The organism is Streptomyces sp. Root1304, from assembly GCF_001426405.1.
Lineage (GTDB): Bacteria > Actinomycetota > Actinomycetes > Streptomycetales > Streptomycetaceae > Streptomyces.
Window position 1 is genome coordinate 439,168 of sequence record NZ_LMEP01000022.1, and the last position, 22,178, is coordinate 461,345.

A 22,178-nucleotide genomic window follows, 5' to 3' on the forward strand; every position below is an offset into this window, starting at 1 on the left:
CCTGTGGGGCCGTCCGTCAGCGCCCGGCGCGACGGGCGGCCCCGCGGGCCTTCCGGGCGAGGGGCAGATAGCGCAGTCGCTCCGGCAGGACGGGGACGACGGCCCGGACGACCCGGGCGAACCGGCGCAGTGTCCGTTCCTGGGCGTCCGTCCACTCCAGGCCGATGGCCTGCCGGGCGTCCGGCGGCATCAGGCCGACGGTGAGGAAGGCCCGCAGGCGCAGGAACGGCCGGCGCAGCACGGGCCAGAGCAGCCGGAGGAGCAGCCGGACCGGCAGCGGGCCCCGGTCGGGGGCGGGCACCGGCTGGTCGGTGTCGAGGAGCTCCCGGACGACGACGGTCGCCTCCAGCTCCTCGGCGAGGACCTTCCGGTAGTACGGCCAGAACTCCTCGATCGTCTGCGGCATGTCCCGGTCGTGGATGCCGAGGATGCGGCCGACCTGGAGCCACTCGGCGTACAGCTGCCGCTCCTGCGCCGGGGTGAGGGGGCGGGCGAGGAGGCGCAGCCCCCAGGTGTAGATGGGAAAGCCCGTGGCGTGCACCCAGGAGTAGTAGGCGGGGGTGAGGGCGTGGTAGCGGCGTCCGTGGGCGTCGGTGCCCTGGATGGTCCGGTGCAGTTCCCGCAGGCGGCGCCCCTCCTCGGCGGCCTCCTCGCCGCCGTAGATCCACAGCTGGAGCGAGCGCAGGGAGCGCTCGCCGCGGCCCCAGGGGTCGGTGCGGAAGACCGAGTGCGCGTCGACGCCCGCGCCGATCGCGGGGTGCGCGACCTGCATGGTCAGGGCGGCGGGCAGCATGAGCAGCGCCCGGACGTCACCGGCGACGCTCCACAGCACCCCGCCGACGGGTGGCGGCACCGGGTCGCCCGGCCGGCCGGCCGCCGGGGCCCGGCCGACGCGCTTGACTCGTTCCACGGAGCCTCTCCTCACATGTACCAGGCTGCACCCATGACGAAGGGGCCGTCACCCGGGCGCTGCGGCCTCCGGTGACGGCCCCTTGCGGGAAGTACGGATCAGGCGCGGTCGGCGCCGACCGGCTCGCCGACGATACGGGCGGCGAGGGCGTGGGCCCAGGCGTCGACGTCCGCGGTGAGCTCGCGCTCGGCGGCGGCGCGCTCGGCGGCGATCTTCGCGGAACCGGCCGCGATGATGCTGTCCCGCTCGGCGTTGCCCTCGGCGCGGGCGGCGGCGATGGCCTCCGAGCCCTCCTCGACGGCCTTGGAACGGATGCGGGCGGCCTCGTGGCGGGCCTCGGCCAGCTCGGCCTCGTACTGCTCACGGATCTGCGTGGCCTCGGAGCGGAGGTCGTCGGCGCGCTCGGTGCCACCGTCGATGGCGTCTTCGCGCTCCTCGAGGGTGCGCTTGATCTTCGGCAGGATGCCCTTCGCCAGGACGAGGAAGGTGAATCCGAACACCACCAGGCCGAGGATGAGCTCTGCCCAGACAGGGTTGAGCGGACCGAGGTCCATCTTGAAGATCGTCGAGTTCGCGAGGGTCATGGGCGCATTCTACCTGGTTCAAAAGGGTGCAAATCAGACACTGGCCCGAGAGTTGGCGAGTTCGTGCGAGCCCGTCCAGATTCCCGGCATCCAAAGGCTACCGGAAGGTAACCACGGCTGATTGTATGTGCGACGCCAGCTCAACCCCCCACACCCTCATGGGAGTTCACGTGTCGTTCGCCGCGCTCCGCCGCGCCCCCGGCGCCGCTCTTTCCCTCGCGCTCGCCGCCGCCGCCCTGGCCGCGACCGCACCGGGCGCGACCGCAGCCTCCGCCACGACGGCCGCCGAGGCCCCGCGGCTGAAGGTGCTCACGTACAACACGTTCATTTTCAGCAAGTCGCTCTACCCGAACTGGGGCCAGGACCACCGGGCCGCGGCGATCCCGGCGGCCCCCTTCTTCCAGGGCCAGGACGTCGTCGTGCTCCAGGAGGCCTTCGACAACTCCGCCTCGGACGCCCTCAAGGCGAACGCCGCCTCCCAGTACCCGTACCAGACCCCGGTCGTCGGCCGCAGCAAGAGCGGCTGGGACGCCACCGGCGGGTCCTACTCCGCCACCACCCCGGAGGACGGCGGGGTGACGATCCTCAGCAAGTGGCCGATCATCCGCAAGGAGCAGCACGTCTACAAGGACGCCTGCGGCGCCGACTGGTGGTCGAACAAGGGCTTCGCCTACGCCGTCCTCGACGTGAACGGCAGCCGCGTCCACGTCGTCGGCACCCACGCCCAGTCCACCGACCCGGGCTGCTCGGCCGGCGAGGCGGCGCAGATGCGCAGCCGCCAGTTCAAGACGATCGACGCCTTCCTCGACGCCAAGAACATCCCGGCGAACGAGCAGGTCGTCGTCGCCGGTGACATGAACGTCGACTCGCACACGCCCGAGTACGGCACCATGCTCTCCGACGCCGGTCTGGTGGGCGCGGACGCCCGCACCGGGCACCCGTACTCCTTCGACACCGAGCTGAACTCGATCGCCTCGGAGCGCTACCCGGACGACCCGCGCGAGGACCTCGACTACGTCCTCTACCGCGCCGGGAACGCCCGCCCCGCCGGCTGGACCAACAACGTGGTGCTGGAGAAGAGCGCCCCGTGGACCGTCTCCAGCTGGGGCACCCAGTACAGCTACACCAACCTCTCCGACCACTACCCGGTCACCGGGTTCTGATCCGGCCCGGCGGGCGCCGCGCGGCGGGTGCGGCTCAGTACCCGGGCCCGTACCCGCCGAAGAGGCTGTAGAGCCACGCCCCGAACACCCCGGCGACACAGAGCAGCACGATCAGGGAACCCAGGCTCGTGTGCCGCTCCTTACGGGGCCGGCCGGGTCGGGCGGCACGCGCCGCGCGACCCGGCTTCTCGCGCTTCGGCCCCTTCTCGCGCTTCGCTCCCCTCCCTCGCTTCTCCCCGCCCGCCGTCCCGCCCGGGGCCGGTCCGGCCGCCGCGGCGACCTCGGCGAGCAGCCGCCGGCAGACCGTCGCCAGCTCCGCCGTCCCCGCCGTCAGGTCGACGACGACCTCGGTACGGGCCGGGGCCGTGGTCCCGCCGTCGAGGAGCCGGCCGGCGCGCAGCAGTGCCTGGTCCTTGCCCCCGGTCGGGCCCAGACTGATCCAGCGGTCGACGTGCTCGCCCCGGATCACCACCCCGCCGCCCCGCTCCCGGTAGACGGTGTGCTCCCGCCACAGGACTCCGGCCAATTCCTGCGCCGTCTCCCTGAGTTGCGTGTACATGCGAATCCCCTGTTCCCGTTCCCCCAGTTCGAACAGGCGCCGACTCTAGCTCCCGACGACCGGTGCCCCCGCCGCACCCCGCCCGAACACCCGTCCGTACGTCCGGGGCCCGCCCGCTACGCGGTGAAGTCGTACACGGTGACCGGTATCCCCCGGTCGACGAGGCGCCGGACGACCAGGGGCTCGACCCGGTCCCAGGAACCGCCCGCGAGCCCGCAGCCGATCCGCGGCATGTGCACGGAGGCCCCGAGAGCGGCAGCCCGGTCGGCGAGCAGCCCGAGCGCCGCGTCGATCGCCTCGTACCGCACGGGCACGTCCGTGCTCCGCGCCGTGCGTATCCCCCGCTGGCCCACCAGATTGGCCACCCAGAGCTCCGGCCCGACCCGGACGAACCGGGCGGCGCCGAGGCCGAAGTCGTTCTCCCCGCGCTCGGCGTGCCACCGGCGGTAGGCCGCCTCGGGCTCGGGCCAGCGCCGGGAGACCGCCCGGACGAAGCCCTTGCCCCAACCTCCGATGTCGTTGCACACATGGGCGACGATCCGGACGCCCTCGCCGCGAGGGGCGGTCGCGTCCCCCTGCACGTACCTGATCCCGCTCGCCGCGCCGTGCCCGGTCCCGCTCACCTCCCCGTGCCCGGTCCCGCTCGCCCCGCCGTGCCCCGTCCCGGTCCCCGTGCCGCTCGTGATGCCGTTCATGTCGATCACGCTACGGGCCGCCACTGACACTCCCTCCGTGCCGATCGGCGCGCGGGTCCGGCGCGCCTCGGCGGTTCGGACGGGCGCCGGGGCAGGATCGGTGGCGCGGCGGTCCCGCGGCGGGCCGCCCGGCACCGTCCCAGCCCGTGAAGAGGTCCGGCCATGAGCACGTTCGACGACAGCCCCGGGGACGCTCCGGGTGACGGCCGGTACGGCGAGTCCGTCTTCCGGCCCGAGCAGGCGGGCGAGGGCGAGCGCATCGACTTCGGCGCCCTCGCCTACGACGACATCAGCTTCGCCCGGCTGACGGCGCTGGGCGCCGGGCCCGGCTGGGACTGCCTCGACGTGGGCGCCGGGACGGGCACCCTCTCCCGTCGTCTGCTCGAAGAGGCCGGGGTGGCGAGCGTCCTCGCCGTGGACCGCGACGTCCGCTTCCTCGCCGCGCGGCCCGTCCCGGGGCTCCGTCTGCTGGAGGCCGACGTCACCGCCCCGGACTTCGCGCCAGGCCGGTTCCGGCTCGTCCACGCGCGCTTCGTCCTGATGCACCTGGCCGAGCGGGAGCGGCTGGTCGGCACCCTGGCCGGGCTCGTCGCGCCCGGCGGCGTGCTCGTCGTCAGCGACGCCGTCGACCTGACGAGCGACCGGACGCCGGGCACCCCGTACACCGCGGCGATGGGGGCGATGTGGCAGGGGCTGCGGGCCACCATCGGCACCGATGTCTCCGAGGTGACCTCCTACCCGCAGCTGCTGCGCGGGGCCGGGCTGGTGCCCGTCGCCGCCGAGATCCACGTACCGCCGCTGGTACCGGGGAGCCCCCTCAGCCGCTTCTGGGCGGACACCTGGGAGCGCGGCCGGGAGGCGATGCGCGCCTCCGGCCTCATCGACGACGCGGGCATCGACGCGGCGGTCCGGTACCTGGACTCCGAGGACTGCGCCGGGCTGTCCGCCGGCATGCTCACCGCCTGGGGGCGGAAACCCGACGGGGCGGCGGCCCGCGCCTGAGCGGCGACGCGGACCACCCCGTACTCCAGGCGCGGACCACCCCGTACTCCAGCCGCAGGCCAACCCCCGCACCCCCGGGCGCGGACCACCCCGTGCCTCAGGCCGCGCCCGTGCCGTAGACCTTGAACTCCCACAGCGAGTAGCCGTAGGCGGTGGCCCGTCGAGTGCCGTACACCCGGACGTAGCGGGCCGTCCCGTTCACCGTGACCTCGTCGGTGCCGCCGTCGCCGGCCGTCACGGAGGCGAGGTCCGTCCAGGTCGTGCCGTCGGTGGAGCCCTGGATCCGGTACGCCGTGGCGTACGCGGCCTCCCAGTCCAGCCGGACCCGTGAGAGGGCCACGGGGGCGCCGAGGTCGACGCGGAGCCACTGCGGGTCGACGCCCTCGGCGGAGGCCCAGCGGGTGCCGGTCTGTCCGTCCACCGCCTTGCCGGGTTCGTACCCCGCGGCCTCCGTGGAGGAGGCGCTGGCCGGCCTGCCCTGGGACAGCAGGGCCTCGGTGCCCGGGGTGCCGGCGGTGAGCTGGTAGGCGCGCAGGTCGCGGAGGAGCAGATAGGTGTCGCGCAGCGAGCCGGAGGTGTCTCCGAGGGAGCGGTAGATGCCCCACTTGGGCCGCACCCGGTCGGCGAGGAAGGTGTCGACGCCGGTCTTCGTCGCGTCGACGACGGTGGTGCCGCCGCTCTTCACGACCCAGCGCACGGAGCCGTCCGTGCCGTCGCCGATCCTGATCTCGTACTCGATGTCGATCCACTTGTTCTGCAGCGGCTCCAGGTTCGTCCGGCCGACCAGGACGTCGCCCTCGATGACCTTGTGCTCGATGGTCTGGACACCGTTGACCCGGCGCAGCGAGGTGACGGTGATCGGTGAGGTGCCGGTGCCGGGCTGCTTGGTCTGCATGATGTGGGTGAAGCTCGTCGTGGCCATCAGCGAGCTGGGGATGTACATCGAGTAGGTGACGCGCCAGGTCTCGCCGAGCCGCCACTGGAGGTATTCGGAGGGCGAGGTCCGGTTGCCGGTGACCTCCTGGCGCTGCCGGTCGGTGGAGGTGTCGCGGTCGACCATGTGCATGTCAAATCGATAGGCGTCCCCGGCGACCTTGATGTGGGGCGCGCCCCCGGGATGCGAGTCGGCGCGGTCGTCCTCCACGGTCTCGAAGCCGCCGAGCCCGACCGCGGCGGGATCGGGCGCCCAGCGGAGCGTCCACGTCGGAGCCGCGGCGGCGGGTCCGGAGGGGAGTGCGAGCCCGAGCACGGCCAGGACGAACGCGGCCAGGACGACGGGAAAGGTGCGCCTGCGCTTCATGTGTCACCCCTGATGGGAGGTTGCCAGGTGCGCTTCATCGTGCCGGAGCGGGAACAGTAAGTAAAGCTTCCTAACGAAGACACCGGACGGTGCCGTCCCGCCCTCTTCTACAGTGCCGGTGAGACAGCAATACTGTTCAAGTGACCCGGACCGGCGGGTCGTCGGCACGGGAAGCGAGGCACCTCGGATGGGCGTCGGGACGGACCAGGAGGACGGGCCCAGCTACACCGTCGACGAGCTCGCCGCGCGGGCCGGGGTCACGGTGCGGACCGTGCGGTTCTACGGGACGCGGGGGCTGCTCCCCCCGCCCGTCATCGGAGCCCGCAGGGTCGGCCACTACGGGCAGGGGCACCTCTCCCGGCTCGCGCTCATCGAGGAGCTCCAGCGGCAGGGGATGACGCTGGCCGCGATCGAACGCTATCTGGAGCAGCTGCCGGCCGACCTCAGCGCGCAGGACCTGGCGGTCCACCGGGCGCTCGTGGCCTCCTGGGCGCCCGAGTCCGCCGAGACCATCACCCGGCGCGAGCTGGAGCGGCGGGCCGGGCGGGCGCTGACCGAGGAGGACGTGGACCGGCTGGCCGCGATGGGGGTGCTCGACCGGACCTCCGAGGACGACACCTTCCGGCTGGACGGGTCGCTGCTGCGGCTGGGCGTCGAGCTGCTCGACGTGCCGATCGAGCACGAGACGATCCTCGCCTCCCGCACCGTGCTCCTGGCGCACGCGCGGGCCGCCGCCCAGGAACTCTCCCGGCTGTTCCGGGACGAGGTGTGGAGCCCGTACCGGGAGAGCGGGGAGGACCCGGACCACCTGAGCGCGATGAAGTCGCTCTCGGCGCACATGCAGCCGATGGTGGTCCAGGCCCTTCTCACGGCGTTCCAGCGCTCACTGAGCGAGGAACTGAGCACGGCGTTCAGGCGTCGCTGAACGCCTGTCCGCGCTCGGCACCCGTCGCCGCTCAGGCGTCGGTGAAGACCTCGCCCCGCTCGGCCTTCTCGATCAGGAGGGCGGGCGGGGTGAAGCGCTCGCCGTACGTCTCCGCCAGCTCGCGCGCGCGGGCCACGAAGCCCACGACGCCGCCCTCGTAGCCGTTGATGTACTGGAGCACGCCGCCGGTCCAGGCCGGGAAGCCGATGCCCATGATGGAGCCGATGTTGGCGTCGGCGACCGAGGCCAGGACGCCCTCCTCCACGAGCCGGACGGTGTCCAGGGCCTCCGAGAAGAGCATCCGCTCCTGCATGTCGCGGAAGGGGATCTCGTATCCGGGCTTGGCGAAGTGCTCGCGCAGGCCGGGCCAGAGGCGACCGCGCTTGCCGTCCTCGCCGTACTCGTAGAAGCCCGCACCGCCGCTCCGGCCGGGCCGCCCGAACTCGTCGACCATCCGGTCGATCACGGCCTCGCCCGGGTGGGTCGCCCAGGTGCCGCCGGCCTCCTCGATCGCCCGCTTCGTCTCGTTGCGGATCTTGCGCGGCAGCGTCAGGGTCAGCTCGTCCATCAGGGAGAGGACCTTGGCCGGGTAGCCGGCCTGCGCGGCGGCCTGCTCGACGGAGGCGGGCTCGATGCCCTCGCCGACCATGGCGACGCCCTCGTTGATGAAGTGGCCGATCACCCGGGAGGTGAAGAAGCCGCGCGAGTCGTTGACGACGATCGGCGTCTTGTTGATCTGCCGGACCAGGTCGAAGGCGCGGGCGAGCGCCTCGTCCCCGGTCCGCTCGCCCTTGATGATCTCGACCAGCGGCATCTTGTCGACGGGCGAGAAGAAGTGCAGGCCGATGAAGTCGGCCTGGCGCTCGACGCCCTCGGCGAGTTCGGAGATCGGCAGGGTCGAGGTGTTGGAGCAGAGCAGCGCGTCGGGCGCGACGACGGACTGGATCTCCTGGAAGACCTTGTGCTTGAGCGCCGTGTCCTCGAACACCGCCTCGATGACGGCGTCGCAGCCCGCCAGGTCCCGGACCTCGGCGGTCGGGGTGATCCGGGCGAGGAGGGCGTCCGCCTTCTCCTGGGTGGTGCGGCCGCGGCTCACGGCCTTGGCGCAGAGCGCCTCCGAGTAGGCCTTGCCCTTGGCGGCGGACTCGGCGGAGACGTCCTTGAGGACGACCTCGATGCCGGCGCGGGCGCAGGAGTACGCGATGCCGGCGCCCATCATGCCGGCGCCGAGGACGGCGACCTTGCGGACCGGCCGCTTCTCCACGCCCTTCGGGCGGCTGGCGCCCGAGTTGACGGCCTGGAGGTCGAAGAAGAACGCCTGGATCATGTTCTTCGCCGTCCGGCCGATGACCAGCTCGGTGAAGTAGCGGCTCTCGATGGTGATCGCGGTCTCGAAGTCGACCTGGGAGCCCTCGACGGCGGCGGCCATGATCGCGGCGGGCGCCGGGTAGGGCGCGCCGGCCGTCTGCTTGCGCAGGTTCGCCGGGAAGGCGGGCAGGTTGGCGGCGAACTTCGGGTTCGACGGGGTGCCGCCGGGGATGCGGTACCCGGGGACGTCCCAGGGCTGGTGGGACTCGGGGTGCGCGTCGATGAAGGCGATGGCCTTGTCCATCATCTCCTCGGCGGTGGCGGCCACCTCGTGGACGAGGCCGTTGTCGAGGGCGCGCTTCGGGGCGTACTGGGTGCCCTGGAGCAGCACCTTGAGCAGGGCGTCGGTGATGCCCATGAGCCGTACGGTACGGGCGACGCCGCCGCCGCCCGGCAGCAGACCGAGGGTGACCTCGGGCAGGCCGATCTTGGAGCCGGGGGCGTCGAGCGCGACGCGGTGGTGCGAGGCCAGGGCGATCTCGTAGCCGCCGCCGAGCGCGGCGCCGTTGATCGCGGCGACCACGGGCTTGCCGAGGGTCTCGATCCGGCGCAGCGCGTTCTTGATCTCGATGGCGCTGTCGAAGATGTCCTGGGCGTGCTCGGGGCCCGCCTGGATCATGTCCTTGAGGTCGCCGCCCGCGAAGAAGGTCTTCTTCGCGGAGGTGTAGATGATGCCGCGGATGGAGTCCTTCTCGGCCTCGACCCGGTCGGCGGTCGCCTTGATGGAGGCCCGGAAGGCCTGGTTCATGGTGTTGGCGGACTGGTTGGGGTCGTCGAGGACGAGGGTGACGATCCCGGTCTCGTCCTGCTCCCAGCGGATGGTGGTGCTCTCGCTCATGACTCTGCTTCTCCGTTTGAGGGGTGCGGACGGGACGGTCAGACGCGCTCGACGACGGTGGCGATGCCCATGCCGCCGCCGACGCAGAGGGTGGCCAGGCCGTAGCGCTTGTCCTGCCGCTCCAGCTCGTCGACGAGGGTGCCGAGGATCATCGCGCCGGTGGCGCCCAGCGGGTGGCCGAGCGCGATGGCGCCGCCGTTGACGTTGACCTTGTCCAGGGAGAGGCCCATGTCCTTGACGAAGCGCAGGACGACGGCCGCGAAGGCCTCGTTGATCTCGACCAGGTCGATGTCGTCGATGGTGAGTCCGGCCTTGGCGAGGGCCTTGCGGGTGGCCGGGGCGGGGCCGGTCAGCATGATGGTCGGCTCGGAGCCGGAGACGGCGGCGGACACGATCCGGGCGCGCGGGGTCAGGCCGTTGCGCTCGCCCGCCTCCTTGGAGCCGATGGCGACGAGGGAGGCGCCGTCGACGATGCCGGAGGAGTTGCCCGCGTGGTGGACGTGGTCGATCGCCTCGACCCAGTGGTACTTCTGCAGCGCGACCGCGTCGAAGCCGCCGAGTTCGCCGATGTCCGCGAAGGAGGGCTTGAGGCGGGCCAGGGAGTCGGCGGTGGTGCCGGGGCGCAGGAACTCGTCGTGGTCGAGGACGGTGAGTCCGGCGCGGTCCCTGACGGGGACGACGGAGCGGGCGAAGCGGCCGTCCTTGACGGCGGCGGCGGCGCGCTCCTGGGAGAGGGCGGCGTACTCGTCGACGGCGCGGCGGCTGAAGCCCTCGATGGTGGCGATGAGGTCGGCGCCGATGCCCTGGGGGACGAAGTTGGTCTCCAGGTTGGTCATCGGGTCGGAGAACCAGGCACCACCGTCGGAGGCCATCGGCACCCGGGACATGGACTCGACGCCACCGGCGAGGACGAGGTCCTCCCAGCCGGAGCGGACCTTCATGGCGGCCATGTTGACCGCTTCGAGGCCGGAGGCACAGAAGCGGTTCTCCTGGACGCCGGCGACGGTGTCGGGGAGGCCGGCGGCGATGGCGGCGATCCGGGCGATGTCGGAGCCCTGGTCGCCGACGGGTCCGACCACGCCGAGGACGATGTCGTCGATCGTGCCGGGGTCGAGACCGGGGTTGCGGGTCTGGATCTCCCGGATGAGGCCGACGACCAGGTCGATGGGCTTGGTGCCGTGCAGGGAGCCGTTGGCCTTGCCGCGTCCGCGCGGGGTGCGGATCGCGTCGTACACGTACGCTTCGGTGCTCACGGAAAGCCTTTCGCGAGGGTTGGGTGGTGGTTCCGCGGGGAGGTCGAGGGGGAGGTCAGCCGAGGAGGGAACGGCCGATGATCTCCTTCATGATCTCGGTGGTGCCGCCGTAGATGGTCTGGATCCGGCCGTCGGTGTAGGCGCGGGCGACCGGGAATTCGCTCATGTAGCCGTATCCGCCGTGCAGTTGCAGACAGCGGTCGGCGACCCGCTTCTGGAGTTCGGTGGCCCACCACTTGGCCATGGAGGCGTGGACGGCGTCCAGCGTCCCCGCGGCGTGTTCCTCGATGCAGCGGTCCAGGAAGGACCGGGTGACGGCGCACTCGGTGGCCATCTCCGCGATCTCGAAGCGGATGTGCTGGAGCCGGGAGAGCGGGCGCCCGAAGGCCTCGCGCTCCTTGACGTAGGTGGTGGTGATCTCCAGCAGGTGCTCGGCGGCGGCGATGCCGGCGACGGCGATGGCCATCCGCTCCTGGGCGAGGTTGGTCATCAGATGGATGAACGCGCCGTTCAGCTCGCCGAGCAGGTTCTCCTTGGGGACGCGGACGTCGTGGAAGAACAGCTCGGCGGTGTCCTGGGACTTCTGCCCGATCTTGTCGAGGTTCCGGCCGCGCTCGAAGCCCTCGGCCCCGCGCTCGACGACCAGCAGGGAGAGGCCGTGCGCGCCGCCCTCCGGGGTCGTACGGGCGACGACGACCACCAGGTCCGCGAGGATGCCGTTGGAGATGAAGGTCTTGGAACCGTTGAGGACCCAGTGGTCCCCGTGGTCCTCGGCGGTGGTGCGGATGCCCTGGAGGTCCGATCCCGCGCCGGGTTCCGTCATGGCGATGGCGGTGATCGTCTCGCCCGAGCAGAAGCCGGGGAGCCAGCGCCGCTTCTGCTCCTCGGTGCCGAGCGAGGTCAGGTACGGGCCGATGATGTCGTTGTGCAGGCCGATGGCGAGCCCGGGGGTGCCGGCCCGGGTGAACTCCTCGGCCAGGACGGAGGCGTACCGGAAGTCGGGGTTGCCGCCGCCGCCGTACTCCTCGTCGACGGCGATGCCGAGGAGGCCCTTCCGGCCGGCGGCGAGCCAGACCTCGCGGGAGACGATGCCGTCCTTCTCCCACTGCTCGTAGTGGGGCAGCACCTCCTTCTCCAGGAAGGTGCGGACGACTCCGCGGAAGGCCTCGTGGTCCTCGGTGTACAGCTGGCGCTTCATGCTTCGGTCTCCTGGGTCCGGGTGGGGCTGGTCCGGGTGGGCGTCGTCCCGGCGGGGCTGGTCCCGGCGGGGCTTTCGAGGGCGGGTACGGACCAGTCGCGGGCGACGGCCGCGGTGTCGGCGCCGGGCAGGGCGGGGCCCGTACGGAGGGTGCCGGGGGTGGCGGAGAAGCGGGGCGCGGGGGCCGGCTGCGCGATGCCGTCCCGCTCGGTGAAGGTGCCCCGGGCGACCAGGTGCGGGTGGGACGGGGCCTCGCGCAGCGAGAGGACCGGGGCGACACAGGCGTCGCTGCCGTCGAAGACGGCGGTCCACTCCTCCCGGGTACGGCTCCGGAAGCGCGCGGCGACGGCCTCGCGCAGCTCGGCCCAGCGGCCGAAGTCCCGGCGGGCGGGTGCGATCTCCTCGATGTCGAGGAGGCGGACGAACTCCGCGTAGAACTGCTCCTCCAGGGCGCCGACCGCCATGTGGCCGCCGTCGGAGGTCTCGTAGACGCCGTAGAAGGGGCAGCCGCCGTCGAGGAGGTTGACGCCCCGGCGGTCCTGCCAGCCGCCGGCCGCGAGCATGCCGTGGATCATGGTGGTGAGGTGGGCGGTGCCGTCGACGATGGCCGCGTCGACGACCTGGCCCTCGCCGTGCGCGCGGGCGTGCTGGAGGGCGGCGAGGACCCCGATGACGAGGTAGAGCGAGCCGCCCGCGTAGTCGCCGACGAGGTTGGCGGGGATGACGGGCGGGCCGTCGGGGTCGGGGCCGACCATGCCGAGGGCGCCGGTGATCGCGATGTAGCCGATGTCGTGCCCGGCGGTCGGGGCGAGCGGCCCGTCCTGGCCCCAGCCGGTCATCCGGCCGTAGACAAGGCGTGGGTTCCGGGCGAGGCAGGCGTCGGGGCCGACGCCGAGGCGTTCGGCGACGCCCGGCCGGTAGCCCTCGATGAGGACGTCGGCGCGTTCGACCAGGTCGAGGACGGTGGCCGCGCCGCTCTCCGCCTTGAGGTCGACGACGACGGAGCGCTTGTTGCGGTTGGTGAGGTCGCGGGCCGGGTCGATGCCGAGGCCGGCGCCGCCGGGGCGGTCGACGCGGACGACGTCGGCGCCGAGGTCGGCGAGGAGCATCGCGGCGAAGGGGCCGGGGCCGATGCCCGCGAGTTCGACCACCCGCACCCCGGACAGCGGGCCGTTCCCGGCGGTGTGCGTCGTCCTCATCGAGCCCCCATCGTGTGTGACACCAATGATGTAACACCGGAGATGCTAGGAACGTGTTCCACTCGGCACAAGCCCCCCGGCCGAGCAAGCGCTTGGAAATTGCGGGCGGCAGGGGTGCGGGCGGGGCCGGTGCGGGACGGCGGCAGGGGTCCGGGCGGAGAGACGGCGGGGGTCCGGGCCGGGAGGCGGCAGGGGCCCGGGTGGGGAGGCGGCAGGGGCCCGGGTGGGGAGACAGCAGGGGTCCGCTATCCTCCGCCGACGAGCATCGCGCCGGGCGGCGCGGCACGGCCGAGACGAGGGGCTGGATGGACACAGGGGCGGGCGTGGACGTGGGACGCGACACCGGAGCACGGCCGTACGACGTGGTCCTCTTCGGGGCGACCGGATTCGTGGGCGAACTCACCGCCGAGTACCTGGCCGACCACGCCCCGGCGGACTGCCGCTGGGCGCTGGCCGGGCGCAGCGCCGGCAAGCTGGAGGCCCTGCGGGACCGGCTCGCCGAGGGCCGGCCGCACCTCGCGGAGCTGCCGCTGCTCGTCGCGGACTCCGCCGACCCGGACTCGCTGCGCGAACTCGCCGAGTCCACCCGGGTGGTGGCGACCACCGTCGGACCGTACGTCTGGTACGGCGACGGGCTCGTCGCCGCCTGCGCGGAGGCCGGCACGGACTGTGTGGACCTCACCGGCGAGGCCGAGTTCGTCGACCTGACCTACGTACGGCACGACGCCCGCGCCCGGGAGACCGGCGCCCGCATCGTGCACGCCTGCGGCTTCGACTCCGTCCCGCACGACCTGGGCGTCTACTTCACCGTGCGGCAGCTCCCGGAGGACGTACCGCTGCGCGTGGACGGCTTCGTCCGGGCCGGGGCCACCTTCTCCGGCGGTACCTTCGCCTCCGCCCTCACCGCGTTCGGCCGGGGCCGGGAGATCCTGCGGGCCGCGCACGAACGGCACCTGCACGAACCGCGGTTGGTCGGGCGCCGGGCCCGGGCGCCGATCGGCGGGCCGCGCTTCAGCCGGGAGACCGGCACCTGGGCGCTGCCGCTTCCGACGCTCGACCCGCAGGTCGTGGCCCGCTCGGCCAGGGCGCTCGACCGGTACGGACCGGACTTCCGCTACCGGCACTACGCCTCCGTGAAGACGCTCCCGGTCGCCATCGGCGGCTCGGCGGCCATCGGCACGGGCGTCCTCGCCGCCCAACTCCCGCCGGTACGCGAGTGGCTGATGAACCGTTACCAGGCGGGCCAGGGGCCGTCCGCCGAGCGGCGCGCCCGCAGCTGGTTCACCGTCCGGTTCGTCGGCGAGGGCGGCGGACGCCGGGTCTTCACCGAGGTCTCGGGCGGCGACCCGGGTTACGACGAGACGGCGAAGATGCTCGCCGAGTCGGCCCTCTGCCTGGCCTTCGACCCCCTGCCGAAGACTGCGGGCCAGGTGACCACGGCGGTCGCGATGGGCGACGCGCTGATCGAACGGCTCCGCGCGGCGGGCATCCGCTTCCGGGTGGCACACCGGGGGTGACGCGGGGCGGCGGACGGGGCACGCGGAGGCGTAGGCCCGCCCGCCCCCTTCAGAGGCTCACGCCCGCACCGGGCGGAGACATACGCCCGCGCTGGTCAGAGGCGTACCAGGCGGAAGGGGTGGCCCGCCGGGTCGGCGTAGACGCGTCGGGCCGGGTCGCCGCCCCCGCCGTCCAGCGGAATCGCCCCGAGCGCGAGCACGGACTCGTGGGCGACGGCCAGGTCGTCGACCAGGACGTCGAGGAGGAACTGCTGCTCGGGCGCACCCCAGACGGGCGGCCGGTGGTCGGCCACGCTCTGGAAGGCGAGCACCGGGCCGCCCTCGCCGCGCAGCACGACCGAACCCTCGCCCACGGCCCACCGGGGATCGGGACTGTCGATCCGACCGCCGACCAACTGCCCGTAGAACCAGGCGAGTTCCTCGGCGTCGGGGCAGTCGAGCACGAGGCACCGGAGGCGCCCGATCACGTCACGGCCCAGGCGAAGAGCACGTACACCATGGCACAGACCCACGCCGCGGCGACCAGGGCGGCACCGGCGAGGACCAGGTTCAGGCCGCGTCCGACGGAACGCGGCGGAGCGGGAAGGGAAGTTGTCATGGCCCCCACTCTGCCGGGATCTGGTCACGAGCCGGTATCCGTACAGGTACTCAGTCGTACCAAGCGTTCCTCGCACGTGGTCCCACCAGGCACTCGGCGCCGGCGCTCAGACCTCCCCGAGCGCCTCCTTCAGGGCCCGGCGGCAGAGCGAGTCGGCGTGGCGGGTGGTCTCCGGGATGCGGTAGCGCGGGGTGAGACGGAGCGTGTGGGCGCAGGCGTTGGCGAGGGAGATCCGGTGGCCGACGGAGACGTACACGGGCTTCACCCCCGCCTGGGTGCGCAGCGCCCTGCCGACCTCCTCGCCGTCGGCGAGGAGCGGGGAGAAGTCGCCGCGGTCCGAGCCCGGTTGCTCGTAGGTGAAGGTGAACGGGTTCTTCGCGACGCCGAGGGACGGCAGGCCGGTGAGCACCCCGAGGTGGCTGGCGAGACCGAAGCGGCGGGGGTGGGCGAGGCCGTAGCCGTCGCAGACGAGGAGGCCGGGGTCGGTGGCCAGCCGGTCGAGCGCGGCGAGCACGGTCGGGATCTCCCGGAAGGCGAGCAGCCCGGGGACGTACGGGAAGGAGACCCGGCCGACGGCCGTGGTCTCCTCGACGACCTCCAGGGTCCGGGCGTCGAGGACGACTGCCGCGGCCGCGACGAGGTCCCGCTCGTCGTCGTAGGCCACGTCGAGACCGGTGACGTGGCCCTCGCCGACCGCCGGACCCTCCTCGTCGTGCACGAGGCGCCCGCGCAGCTCCCGCTGGACGACTCGGGCGGAGGTCTCGTCTGCGGGCCAGCCCGCCGGAATCTCGATGATCGTCATGGTGCGGGCCACCCTATGCGGGAGGCGATCCCGGGGAGGTCCGAGGGCTGGTACGGCCCGCTTCCGCGTGCGTCGGGCCCGGTAGCCTGGCGATCATGTTCGTACTGGAATTGACCTACACCGCGCCCATCGAGCGGGTCGACGCACTGCTCGACGCGCACATCGAGTGGCTCGACGCGCAGTACACTGCGGGCGTGTTCCTCGCGTCCGGGCGGAAGAACCCGCGCGACGGCGGGGTGATCCTGGCCGCCGGGGTCGACCGCGCGGAGATCGAGAAGATCGCGGCGGACGACCCGTTCGCGGTCGAGGGCGTGTGCGCGTACCGGATCACGGAGTTCTACGCGACGAAGACGGCGGACGCGCTGGCGTCGATGCGGGAGCAGCTGCCTTCGTAGCGGGGCGGCGAGGGGGACGGGAGGGCGCGGGGGACGAGGGGCGAGAGGGCTGGGCGGTTGCCCGAGCCCGTACCCCGTACCCCCGCCCGTCCTCCGTGTCCCGTCCTAGCCGAGCGCCCCGCCCGGTCGGTTCGGCGCGAGCCGGGCGATGCGGCCCTGTTCGCCGGAGGCCCAGCACGCCCCGTCGCGCGTGCAGTCCACCGTGTCGTACGAGCCGGTGTCGACGGTGCGCCAGGTGCGGCCGCCGTCGGTCGTCAGGTCCGTACCCGTCGGGCCGACGGCCAGCGCCGCCGCCCTGCTGTGCGGGAGCCAGGCGACGCCGGAGCGGTACGCGGGCGGGGGCGTGACCGAGGCGCGCCAGCCGCGGCCGCCGTCCCCGGTCACCGCCGCGGCCTGCGGCGACGGCTGGTCCTTGCGGTAGTCGCCGCCGACGGCGATGCCGTGCGCGCGGTCGCGGAAGGCGAGCCCGAAGACGCCCCTGGCCGGGTCGCCCGCCGGGATCGTGGTGGCGGTGGCCCGCCAGGTCATGCCCCGGTCGGCGGAGTGCAGGACGCGCCCGGTGGCCCCGCCGCCCGTCGCGAGCCAGACGTCGCGGGGGCCGGCCGAGACCAGGCACTGGCCGCTCGCGGCGAAGCCCGCTTCGCCGGGGAGCGCGTCCGGCATGCCGGCGCTCGGCAGCACCTGCCAGGAGCGGCCTCCGTCGCGGGTGGAGAGGATGCGGTACTTCCCGTCGACGGGGTCGCTCATCGCGAGTCCGTGGCGGGGGTCGAAGAAGGTCATGCAGTCGTAGAAGGCGCGCGGGTCGGTGTTGCGGAAGGACTCGGTCCAGGTCGTGCCGCCGTCCTCGGTGCGCAGGACGCGCGAGGCCTCGCCCTCGCCGATGGCGAGGACGACGGCCCGGCGGGCGTCGAAGGCCTCCACGTCACGGAACTCCAGCTCGCCCGCACCCGGCGGTGAGACGTTTCGCCAGCTCCGGCCGCCGTCGGTGGTCCGCAGCACCGTGCCCTTGGACCCGGCGGCCCAGGCGGTCGCCCGGTCGACCGCCGCGAGGCCCCGGAAGCGGGCGTCGGTCCCGGTCGGCGTGAGCCGCCAGCCGGGCGCGGTCGCACCGGCACCGTCCTGCCTGTCGGCCGTGGCGTCGGCGGCGCCCGCCCGCCCCTCGGCCGCGGTCACGTCGGCACCGCCGACACCCGCCCGCCCCTCGGTCCTCGTCGTGTCGGTGACGGTCGCCGCCGTGGGGGTCTCCCCGGCCTGCGCCGGGCCCGCCAGGGTCAGCGCGAGCGCCGCCCCGGTCAGTCCCACCGACATCATTCGTCTCGTCTTCCCCATGGACGTCATGGCGCCGGAAGCTAGTGCCCCGAGCCGCTCCCCGTCCAGGGTGCGTGCCCCGCCGGGCGTTCCTAGGCTGGTGGCATGACCGACCGCATGACCGACCGCACAAGCGATGGCACGAGCGAGCGCCCGCCGGACGAGCAGCCGAAGCTCAAGGAGTACGAGGGTGAGGGCATCACCGTCACGTTCGAGCCGCGCCGCTGTCTGCACGCCGCCGAGTGCGTCCACGGGCTGCCCGAGGTCTTCGACCTCTCCCGGCGCCCCTGGGTGCTGCCCGACGCCGCCGAGGCCGGTCTCGTCGCGGAGGTCGTGCGCCGCTGCCCCTCCGGAGCGCTCCAGTACCACCCGGCGCAGGGCCCCGCCGAGCACCCCGACTCCCCCACCACCGTGCGCCGCACCCCGTCCGGTCAGCTGATCATGCGCGGCGACCTCCTCGTGAGCGGTGGGACCGGCGAGCGTCGCGAGACGCGGGTGATGCTGTGCGGCTGCGGAGCCTCGGGAAACCAGCCGTACTGCGACCACTCCGGACCCTGCGCCGAACCGGACGACGACGTGCCCGAGCAGCGCTGACCCTCCCACGGTGACGCAGCTCACGTAGGTCCGCAGTGCACGTTCCGGCCGTTCCGCTCGTCCTTTCTGGTGTCAGGTGCCCTGGTGTCGGGGAGACGCACAGGATCCGAAGCCCGCGTGAGAGGAGCCGGTCTTGTCCGCCGTCATCGAGCAGGCCGTCCAGGCCCGACTGGTCGCATCCGCTCCCCGCATGGAGACCGTCCCCGCCACACTGCGGTACGACCGCGGGGATCCGTACGCCGTGAGCATGGCCTTCCCGCCCCCGGCGACCCTGGAGGGGGTCGAGGTGTCGTGGGCGTTCGCACGTGACCTCCTGGTGCAGGGCGTCGAGCGCCCGGCCGGGGACGGGGACGTACGGCTGCGCCCGTACGGGTACGACCGCACCGTGGTCGAGTTCCACGCCCCGGAGGGAGTCGCGATGGTCCACGTACGGACCTCCGAGCTGCGCCGTTTCCTGGAGCGCTCGGAGCATCTGGTGCCGGCCGGCCGCGAGCACCAGTACCTGGACTGGGACCAGGACCTGGCGGCGCTGCTGCGCGACCGCCCGTAGCGGGTGGCCGGGTGTCCCCCGCCGCCGGGCGCCGTAATTCGTTTGCGGCTCTCCCGGGCCCCGGCGTACCGTCTTCACTGACCTAGTCGTCACCTGATCGGAGAAGGACGTTGCTCGTCTGAGGTTGCGAGACACCGTGCCGCGCGTGCCCCTTGTGCCGCGTGTGCCGTTCTCGACCTCGGCGTACGAGCCGTTCTTTCGACAGCCCGCGCCCCGGTGTCTCCACGCGTCGCATCACATCACGCTCGCGCTCACGCACCCGGGAGGCCCCCATGGCGCATCACCCCACGTTCATCACCTGTCACTCGCTCTCCTTCTCCTGGCCGGACGGCACCACGGTGCTCGACGACTTCCGGCTCGCGGTCGGACCCGGCCGCACCGGTCTCGTCGGTCTGAACGGCTCCGGCAAGTCCACGCTCCTCAGGCTGATCGCCGGTGAGCTGACCCCGTCCTCCGGCACCGTCCGGGTCACGGGCGAACTCGGCTACCTCCCGCAGAACCTGGTGCTCGACACGAGCCTCCGGGTGGACGAGATCCTCGGCATCGACGCGAAACGGGCCGCCCTGCACGCCATCGAGTCGGGCGACCCGGCGGAGGAGCACTTCACCGTCCTCGGCGACGACTGGGACGTGGAGGAACGGGCCCGCGCCACCCTCGACCAGCTCGGGCTGGGGGCCGTCGGTCTCGACCGGACCGTCGGCGAGGTCTCGGGCGGCGAGTCGGTACTCCTCCGCCTGGCCGCGCTGCTGCTCGCCCGTCCCGACGTCCTGCTGCTCGACGAGCCCACGAACAACCTGGACCGGCAGGCCCGGGCCCGGCTCCACGAGGCCGTGGAGAACTGGTCCGGTGTCCTGGTCGTGGTCAGTCACGACCGTGAACTCCTGGAGCGCGTCGACCAGATCGCCGATCTGCGCGACGGGTCCGTCGCCTGGTACGGCGGCGCCTGGTCCGACTACGAGGCGGCGCTCGCGGCCGAACAGGACGCGGCGGAGCGGATGGTGCGGGTCGCCGAGGCCGACGTACAGCGCCAGAAGCGGGAACTGTCCGACGCCCAGATGAAGTTGGCCCGCCGGAAGCGGTTCGGGCAGAAGAGCTACGAGAACAAGGTCGTCCCGAAGATCGTGGCGAACAACCGCAGGAGCGAGGCCCAGGTCTCGGCCGGCAAGCATCGCGCCCTGCACACGGAGCGTCTCTCCGAGGCGCGGGAGCGGCTCGACGCGGCGGTGGAGGCGGTGCGGGACGACGACGAGATCCGCGTCGAGCTGCCCCGTACCTCGGTGCCGCCGGGCCGCGAGGTGCTGCGCCTGAAGGACCTGGAACTGCGGTACGGGGCCCGCGTGGACGGCGAGTTCGAGCTGCACGGACCCGAGCGGATCGCGCTGGTCGGCCGGAACGGAGCGGGGAAGACGACGCTGCTGCGGACGATCGCGGGAGAGCTCGAACCGGTCGCGGGCGAGACGGACGCGCGGGTGCCGCTGCGCTTCCTGCCGCAGCGGCTCGACGTCCTCGACGACGGGCTGAGCATCGTGGAGAACGTGGCCCGGTTCGCGCCCACGGCGACGGGGAACACGATCCGGGCCCGGCTGGCGCGATTCCTGTTCCGGGGCGCGCGGGCTGATCAGCCCCTGGGCACCCTGTCGGGCGGGGAGCGGTTCCGGGCGACGCTCGCGGCGCTGCTGCTCGCCGAGCCGGCTCCGCAGCTGCTGATGCTGGACGAGCCGACGAACAACCTGGACATGGCGTCGGTACGGAAGCTGACGGCGGCGCTCGACGCCTACGAGGGGGCGCTGATCGTGGCGAGCCACGACGTGACGTTCCTGGAGTCGATCGGCATCACCCGGTGGCTGCTGCTCGACGGAGCGTTGCGTCCGACGACGGAGGAGGAGGTCAGGGGGACGGCCCCGGCTCCCCGTGGTGGTCGGTCCGGCGCAGAGGAGCTAGTGGTGGAGTAAGGCCCACGACTTGGTGCCGCCGCCCGGGGTGAGGACCGGGGCGAGTCCCCAGTCCCCTCCATGCTCGTCGACCGCCGCCGCCAGCAGCCACATGCTGCCGCTGCGGCGGTCGCGGCATTCCTCGGCCGCGGCGGGTGTGCCGTGCGCCGGGTGCTGGTCGTAGAGGACGATCCGCAGCGCCTCGAACTGCCATCGGACGCGGAGGAGCATCTCGCGGTCGGGGGTGAACCGATAGGCGGCGGAGACCAGTTCGGAGGCGGCGAGGGAGGCGGTGTCACAGAGGTCGGAGAGGCCGTGTCTGTCGAGGAGCGACGCGATCGACTGCCGGGCGAGTCCGGCGCAGTAGGCCCCGCCGGGCAGGAGCATCGAGTAGCTGAGGTTCTCCGTGGCGGGAGGTATGGGCCCGGCCGCCGTGACGGACGGGAGGCAACGCAGTGCGCCCTTCATCGGGTTGCTCACATTTCCTGTGCTGGGGGGTAGCTCCACACGGTCGGTAGCCCCGTGTGAGACTTGCGCTACCGACCGTAGCGCACCGCCGGAGCACAGTGCTACTACTTGCGGGCACTTATGCCATTCCGGCCATATCGGCGAAGGGGAGACCGAGCGTGCCACCCAGGAGCAGTCCGACCGCACGTCAGCAGCGGCTCGGGAGCGAGCTGCGCACACTGCGCGAGCAGTCGGGGATGTCGGCCCAGCAGGCCGCCGCCCTGCTGGGCGTCGACCGCACCCGTATTCCGAACGTCGAGTCAGGCCGGTTCGGGATCAGCGCCGAGCGCGTCCGGACCCTCGCCTTCAACTACGGCTGCCCGGACGCGGTGCTCGTCGACCTGCTCGCCGCGATGGCCCAGGAGAGGGACCGGGGATGGTGGGAGGAGCACCGCGGGCTGCTGCCGCCCGCACTGCTCGACATCGCCGAACTGGAGTACCACGCAGCCGAGTTGCACACCGCCGTCACCACTCACATCCCCGGCCTGCTGCAGACGGAGGAACACGCGCGGGCCGTCTTCGACACCGCCGTCCCCTCGCTGCCCGGACCCGATCTGGAGGCCCGACTCTCCCTGCGCCTGCGCCGCCGGCAGGTGCTGGACCGCGACCGCCCGGTCCGCTACGAGGCCGTCATCCACGAGGCGGCGCTGCGCATGCAGTTCGGCGGGCCGAAGGTCGCCCGGGAGCAGCTGGAGCACATCCTCGCCCGGTCGGAGCGGGAGACCGTCTCCGTGCGCGTCATCCCCTTCGCCGCGGGGGGTTTCCCGGGGGCGGGCCAGTCGTTCACCTATGTGGGCGCGCCCGTTCCACAGCTCGACACCGTGCAGCTGGACTCCTCCCACGGCTCACTGCTTCTCGACACAGACATGCAACTCCGCCGATACCGTGGCCTGTTGGACCGCCTGCGCGGACTCTCGCTGTCCGCGGACGAGTCGCGCGCGTTCATCCGCACCATCGCCCAGGATCTGTGAAGGACCCCGAC

The 22,178-nt window shown here is 72.9% G+C and carries 23 protein-coding genes and 1 pseudogene; 9 read left to right on the top strand and 15 right to left on the bottom strand.

What is annotated here, in order from left to right; all coding sequences use genetic code 11:
- Window positions 1-16: 16 nt before the first annotated feature.
- Together ASD33_RS21375 and ASD33_RS21380 are read right to left on the bottom strand one after the other, a co-directional pair.
- Complete coding sequence (locus ASD33_RS21375; protein WP_056562650.1) at window positions 17-910, bottom strand: oxygenase MpaB family protein; 894 nt, start codon at window positions 908-910, stop codon at window positions 17-19.
- A 98-nt stretch (window positions 911-1,008) separates the two neighbouring features.
- A complete protein-coding gene (locus tag ASD33_RS21380; protein WP_056562653.1) occupies window positions 1,009-1,494 on the bottom strand; it encodes an ATP synthase F0 subunit B in 486 nt (161 codons plus the stop codon).
- A 158-nt stretch (window positions 1,495-1,652) separates the two neighbouring features.
- On the opposite strand from ASD33_RS21380, the gene sph reads away from it, so the two are divergent.
- Entirely contained in the window at window positions 1,653-2,657 is a 1,005-nt protein-coding gene (sph, locus tag ASD33_RS21385) for a sphingomyelin phosphodiesterase (protein ID WP_242427148.1), read from the top strand.
- A 34-nt stretch (window positions 2,658-2,691) separates the two neighbouring features.
- On the opposite strand, the gene ASD33_RS21390 is transcribed toward sph, so the two are convergent.
- Window positions 2,692-3,216 (bottom strand): hypothetical protein, encoded by a 525-nt coding sequence (locus tag ASD33_RS21390; protein ID WP_056562660.1) that lies wholly within the window; start codon window positions 3,214-3,216, stop codon window positions 2,692-2,694.
- Window positions 3,217-3,332: 116 nt separating this feature from the next.
- Window positions 3,333-3,911 (bottom strand): macro domain-containing protein, encoded by a 579-nt coding sequence (locus ASD33_RS21395; protein WP_242427149.1) that lies wholly within the window; start codon window positions 3,909-3,911, stop codon window positions 3,333-3,335.
- A gap of 162 nt (window positions 3,912-4,073) precedes the next feature.
- Between ASD33_RS21395 and ASD33_RS21400 the strand changes: the two genes are divergently transcribed.
- Window positions 4,074-4,913, top strand: a complete 840-nt coding sequence (locus ASD33_RS21400) for a class I SAM-dependent methyltransferase (RefSeq protein WP_056562664.1) — start codon at window positions 4,074-4,076, stop codon at window positions 4,911-4,913.
- A gap of 97 nt (window positions 4,914-5,010) precedes the next feature.
- On the opposite strand, the gene ASD33_RS36435 is transcribed toward ASD33_RS21400, so the two are convergent.
- Both ASD33_RS36435 and ASD33_RS36440 read right to left on the bottom strand, forming a co-directional pair.
- A complete protein-coding gene (locus ASD33_RS36435) occupies window positions 5,011-5,334 on the bottom strand; it encodes a discoidin domain-containing protein (RefSeq protein WP_242427166.1) in 324 nt (107 codons plus the stop codon).
- A 96-nt stretch (window positions 5,335-5,430) separates the two neighbouring features.
- Window positions 5,431-6,213, bottom strand: a pseudogene (locus ASD33_RS36440) (Tat pathway signal sequence domain protein); the annotation flags it as partial.
- Between the two features lie 187 nt (window positions 6,214-6,400).
- On the opposite strand from ASD33_RS36440, the gene ASD33_RS21410 reads away from it, so the two are divergent.
- Window positions 6,401-7,138, top strand: coding sequence for a MerR family transcriptional regulator (locus ASD33_RS21410; protein WP_056562667.1), 738 nt, complete (start codon window positions 6,401-6,403; stop codon window positions 7,136-7,138).
- 31 nt (window positions 7,139-7,169) lie between these two features.
- Here ASD33_RS21410 and ASD33_RS21415 read toward each other — a convergent pair whose 3' ends face one another.
- From ASD33_RS21415 to ASD33_RS21430, 4 genes are read right to left on the bottom strand one after another with little or no spacing between them, the layout of a single operon-like run.
- Window positions 7,170-9,344: a 3-hydroxyacyl-CoA dehydrogenase NAD-binding domain-containing protein gene (locus tag ASD33_RS21415; protein ID WP_056562670.1), complete on the bottom strand. Its 2,175-nt coding sequence runs from the start codon at window positions 9,342-9,344 to the stop codon at window positions 7,170-7,172.
- 38 nt (window positions 9,345-9,382) lie between these two features.
- Window positions 9,383-10,597: an acetyl-CoA C-acetyltransferase gene (locus tag ASD33_RS21420; protein WP_056562672.1), complete on the bottom strand. Its 1,215-nt coding sequence runs from the start codon at window positions 10,595-10,597 to the stop codon at window positions 9,383-9,385.
- A 55-nt stretch (window positions 10,598-10,652) separates the two neighbouring features.
- Window positions 10,653-11,795 carry an acyl-CoA dehydrogenase family protein gene (locus tag ASD33_RS21425; RefSeq protein ID WP_056562675.1) on the bottom strand — a complete coding sequence of 381 codons (1,143 nt, stop codon included), beginning with the start codon at window positions 11,793-11,795 and terminating at the stop codon, window positions 10,653-10,655.
- On the bottom strand, window positions 11,792-12,994 hold the full coding sequence (locus ASD33_RS21430) for a CaiB/BaiF CoA-transferase family protein (protein ID WP_056562678.1): 1,203 nt from the start codon (window positions 12,992-12,994) through the stop codon (window positions 11,792-11,794). The genes ASD33_RS21425 and ASD33_RS21430 overlap by 4 nt, the downstream gene beginning before the upstream one ends.
- A gap of 329 nt (window positions 12,995-13,323) precedes the next feature.
- On the opposite strand from ASD33_RS21430, the gene ASD33_RS21435 reads away from it, so the two are divergent.
- Complete coding sequence (locus ASD33_RS21435) at window positions 13,324-14,511, top strand: saccharopine dehydrogenase NADP-binding domain-containing protein (protein ID WP_056563188.1); 1,188 nt, start codon at window positions 13,324-13,326, stop codon at window positions 14,509-14,511.
- A 95-nt stretch (window positions 14,512-14,606) separates the two neighbouring features.
- Here ASD33_RS21435 and ASD33_RS21440 read toward each other — a convergent pair whose 3' ends face one another.
- From ASD33_RS21440 to ASD33_RS21445, 3 genes are all read right to left on the bottom strand, one after another.
- Window positions 14,607-14,978 (bottom strand): VOC family protein, encoded by a 372-nt coding sequence (locus ASD33_RS21440; RefSeq protein ID WP_056562681.1) that lies wholly within the window; start codon window positions 14,976-14,978, stop codon window positions 14,607-14,609.
- On the bottom strand, window positions 14,975-15,109 hold the full coding sequence (locus ASD33_RS36825; RefSeq protein ID WP_277922095.1) for a hypothetical protein: 135 nt from the start codon (window positions 15,107-15,109) through the stop codon (window positions 14,975-14,977). Before ASD33_RS36825 ends, ASD33_RS21440 begins: the two co-directional genes overlap by 4 nt.
- Window positions 15,110-15,215: 106 nt before the next feature.
- Complete coding sequence (locus ASD33_RS21445) at window positions 15,216-15,911, bottom strand: endonuclease V (protein ID WP_056563191.1); 696 nt, start codon at window positions 15,909-15,911, stop codon at window positions 15,216-15,218.
- Window positions 15,912-16,006: 95 nt separating this feature from the next.
- Here ASD33_RS21445 and ASD33_RS21450 point away from each other — a divergent pair, with 95 nt between their 5' ends.
- On the top strand, window positions 16,007-16,306 hold the full coding sequence (locus ASD33_RS21450) for a YciI family protein (RefSeq protein WP_056562683.1): 300 nt from the start codon (window positions 16,007-16,009) through the stop codon (window positions 16,304-16,306).
- Window positions 16,307-16,411: 105 nt separating this feature from the next.
- On the opposite strand, the gene ASD33_RS21455 is transcribed toward ASD33_RS21450, so the two are convergent.
- Entirely contained in the window at window positions 16,412-17,614 is a 1,203-nt protein-coding gene (locus tag ASD33_RS21455; protein WP_107103769.1) for an oxidoreductase, read from the bottom strand.
- 117 nt (window positions 17,615-17,731) lie between these two features.
- On the opposite strand from ASD33_RS21455, the gene ASD33_RS21460 reads away from it, so the two are divergent.
- From ASD33_RS21460 to ASD33_RS21470, 3 genes are all read left to right on the top strand, one after another.
- Window positions 17,732-18,208 (top strand): (4Fe-4S)-binding protein, encoded by a 477-nt coding sequence (locus ASD33_RS21460; protein WP_056563197.1) that lies wholly within the window; start codon window positions 17,732-17,734, stop codon window positions 18,206-18,208.
- Window positions 18,209-18,341: 133 nt separating this feature from the next.
- Entirely contained in the window at window positions 18,342-18,758 is a 417-nt protein-coding gene (locus tag ASD33_RS21465; protein ID WP_056562685.1) for an SsgA family sporulation/cell division regulator, read from the top strand.
- A 272-nt stretch (window positions 18,759-19,030) separates the two neighbouring features.
- The gene (locus ASD33_RS21470; protein WP_056562688.1) at window positions 19,031-20,710 is read left to right on the top strand and encodes an ABC-F family ATP-binding cassette domain-containing protein; all 1,680 of its coding nucleotides are present in this window, start codon (window positions 19,031-19,033) and stop codon (window positions 20,708-20,710) included.
- Here ASD33_RS21470 and ASD33_RS21475 read toward each other — a convergent pair.
- Window positions 20,696-21,169: an ATP-binding protein gene (locus tag ASD33_RS21475; RefSeq protein WP_242427150.1), complete on the bottom strand. Its 474-nt coding sequence runs from the start codon at window positions 21,167-21,169 to the stop codon at window positions 20,696-20,698. The two genes, ASD33_RS21470 and ASD33_RS21475, sit on opposite strands and share 15 nt — an antisense overlap.
- Window positions 21,170-21,315: 146 nt before the next feature.
- Here ASD33_RS21475 and ASD33_RS21480 point away from each other — a divergent pair, with 146 nt between their 5' ends.
- Window positions 21,316-22,167, top strand: a complete 852-nt coding sequence (locus ASD33_RS21480) for a helix-turn-helix transcriptional regulator (RefSeq protein WP_056562692.1) — start codon at window positions 21,316-21,318, stop codon at window positions 22,165-22,167.
- Window positions 22,168-22,178 lie beyond the last annotated feature (11 nt).

Bases quoted from the DNA above. Each gene is read 5' to 3' on its own strand.
- ASD33_RS21380 (WP_056562653.1), bottom strand. From the start codon at position 1,494: ATGACCCTCGCGAACTCGACGATCTTCAAGATGGACCTCGGTCCGCTC.
- sph (WP_242427148.1), top strand. From the start codon at position 1,653: ATGGGAGTTCACGTGTCGTTCGCCGCGCTCCGCCGCGCCCCCGGCGCC.
- ASD33_RS21390 (WP_056562660.1), bottom strand. From the start codon at position 3,216: ATGTACACGCAACTCAGGGAGACGGCGCAGGAATTGGCCGGAGTCCTG.
- ASD33_RS21395 (WP_242427149.1), bottom strand. From the start codon at position 3,911: ATGAACGGCATCACGAGCGGCACGGGGACCGGGACGGGGCACGGCGGG.
- ASD33_RS21400 (WP_056562664.1), top strand. From the start codon at position 4,074: ATGAGCACGTTCGACGACAGCCCCGGGGACGCTCCGGGTGACGGCCGG.
- ASD33_RS21410 (WP_056562667.1), top strand. From the start codon at position 6,401: ATGGGCGTCGGGACGGACCAGGAGGACGGGCCCAGCTACACCGTCGAC.
- ASD33_RS21415 (WP_056562670.1), bottom strand. From the start codon at position 9,344: ATGAGCGAGAGCACCACCATCCGCTGGGAGCAGGACGAGACCGGGATC.
- ASD33_RS21425 (WP_056562675.1), bottom strand. From the start codon at position 11,795: ATGAAGCGCCAGCTGTACACCGAGGACCACGAGGCCTTCCGCGGAGTC.
- ASD33_RS21430 (WP_056562678.1), bottom strand. From the start codon at position 12,994: ATGAGGACGACGCACACCGCCGGGAACGGCCCGCTGTCCGGGGTGCGG.
- ASD33_RS36825 (WP_277922095.1), bottom strand. From the start codon at position 15,109: ATGACAACTTCCCTTCCCGCTCCGCCGCGTTCCGTCGGACGCGGCCTG.
- ASD33_RS21445 (WP_056563191.1), bottom strand. From the start codon at position 15,911: ATGACGATCATCGAGATTCCGGCGGGCTGGCCCGCAGACGAGACCTCC.
- ASD33_RS21450 (WP_056562683.1), top strand. From the start codon at position 16,007: ATGTTCGTACTGGAATTGACCTACACCGCGCCCATCGAGCGGGTCGAC.
- ASD33_RS21455 (WP_107103769.1), bottom strand. From the start codon at position 17,614: ATGTCGGTGGGACTGACCGGGGCGGCGCTCGCGCTGACCCTGGCGGGC.
- ASD33_RS21460 (WP_056563197.1), top strand. From the start codon at position 17,732: ATGACCGACCGCACAAGCGATGGCACGAGCGAGCGCCCGCCGGACGAG.
- ASD33_RS21470 (WP_056562688.1), top strand. From the start codon at position 19,031: ATGGCGCATCACCCCACGTTCATCACCTGTCACTCGCTCTCCTTCTCC.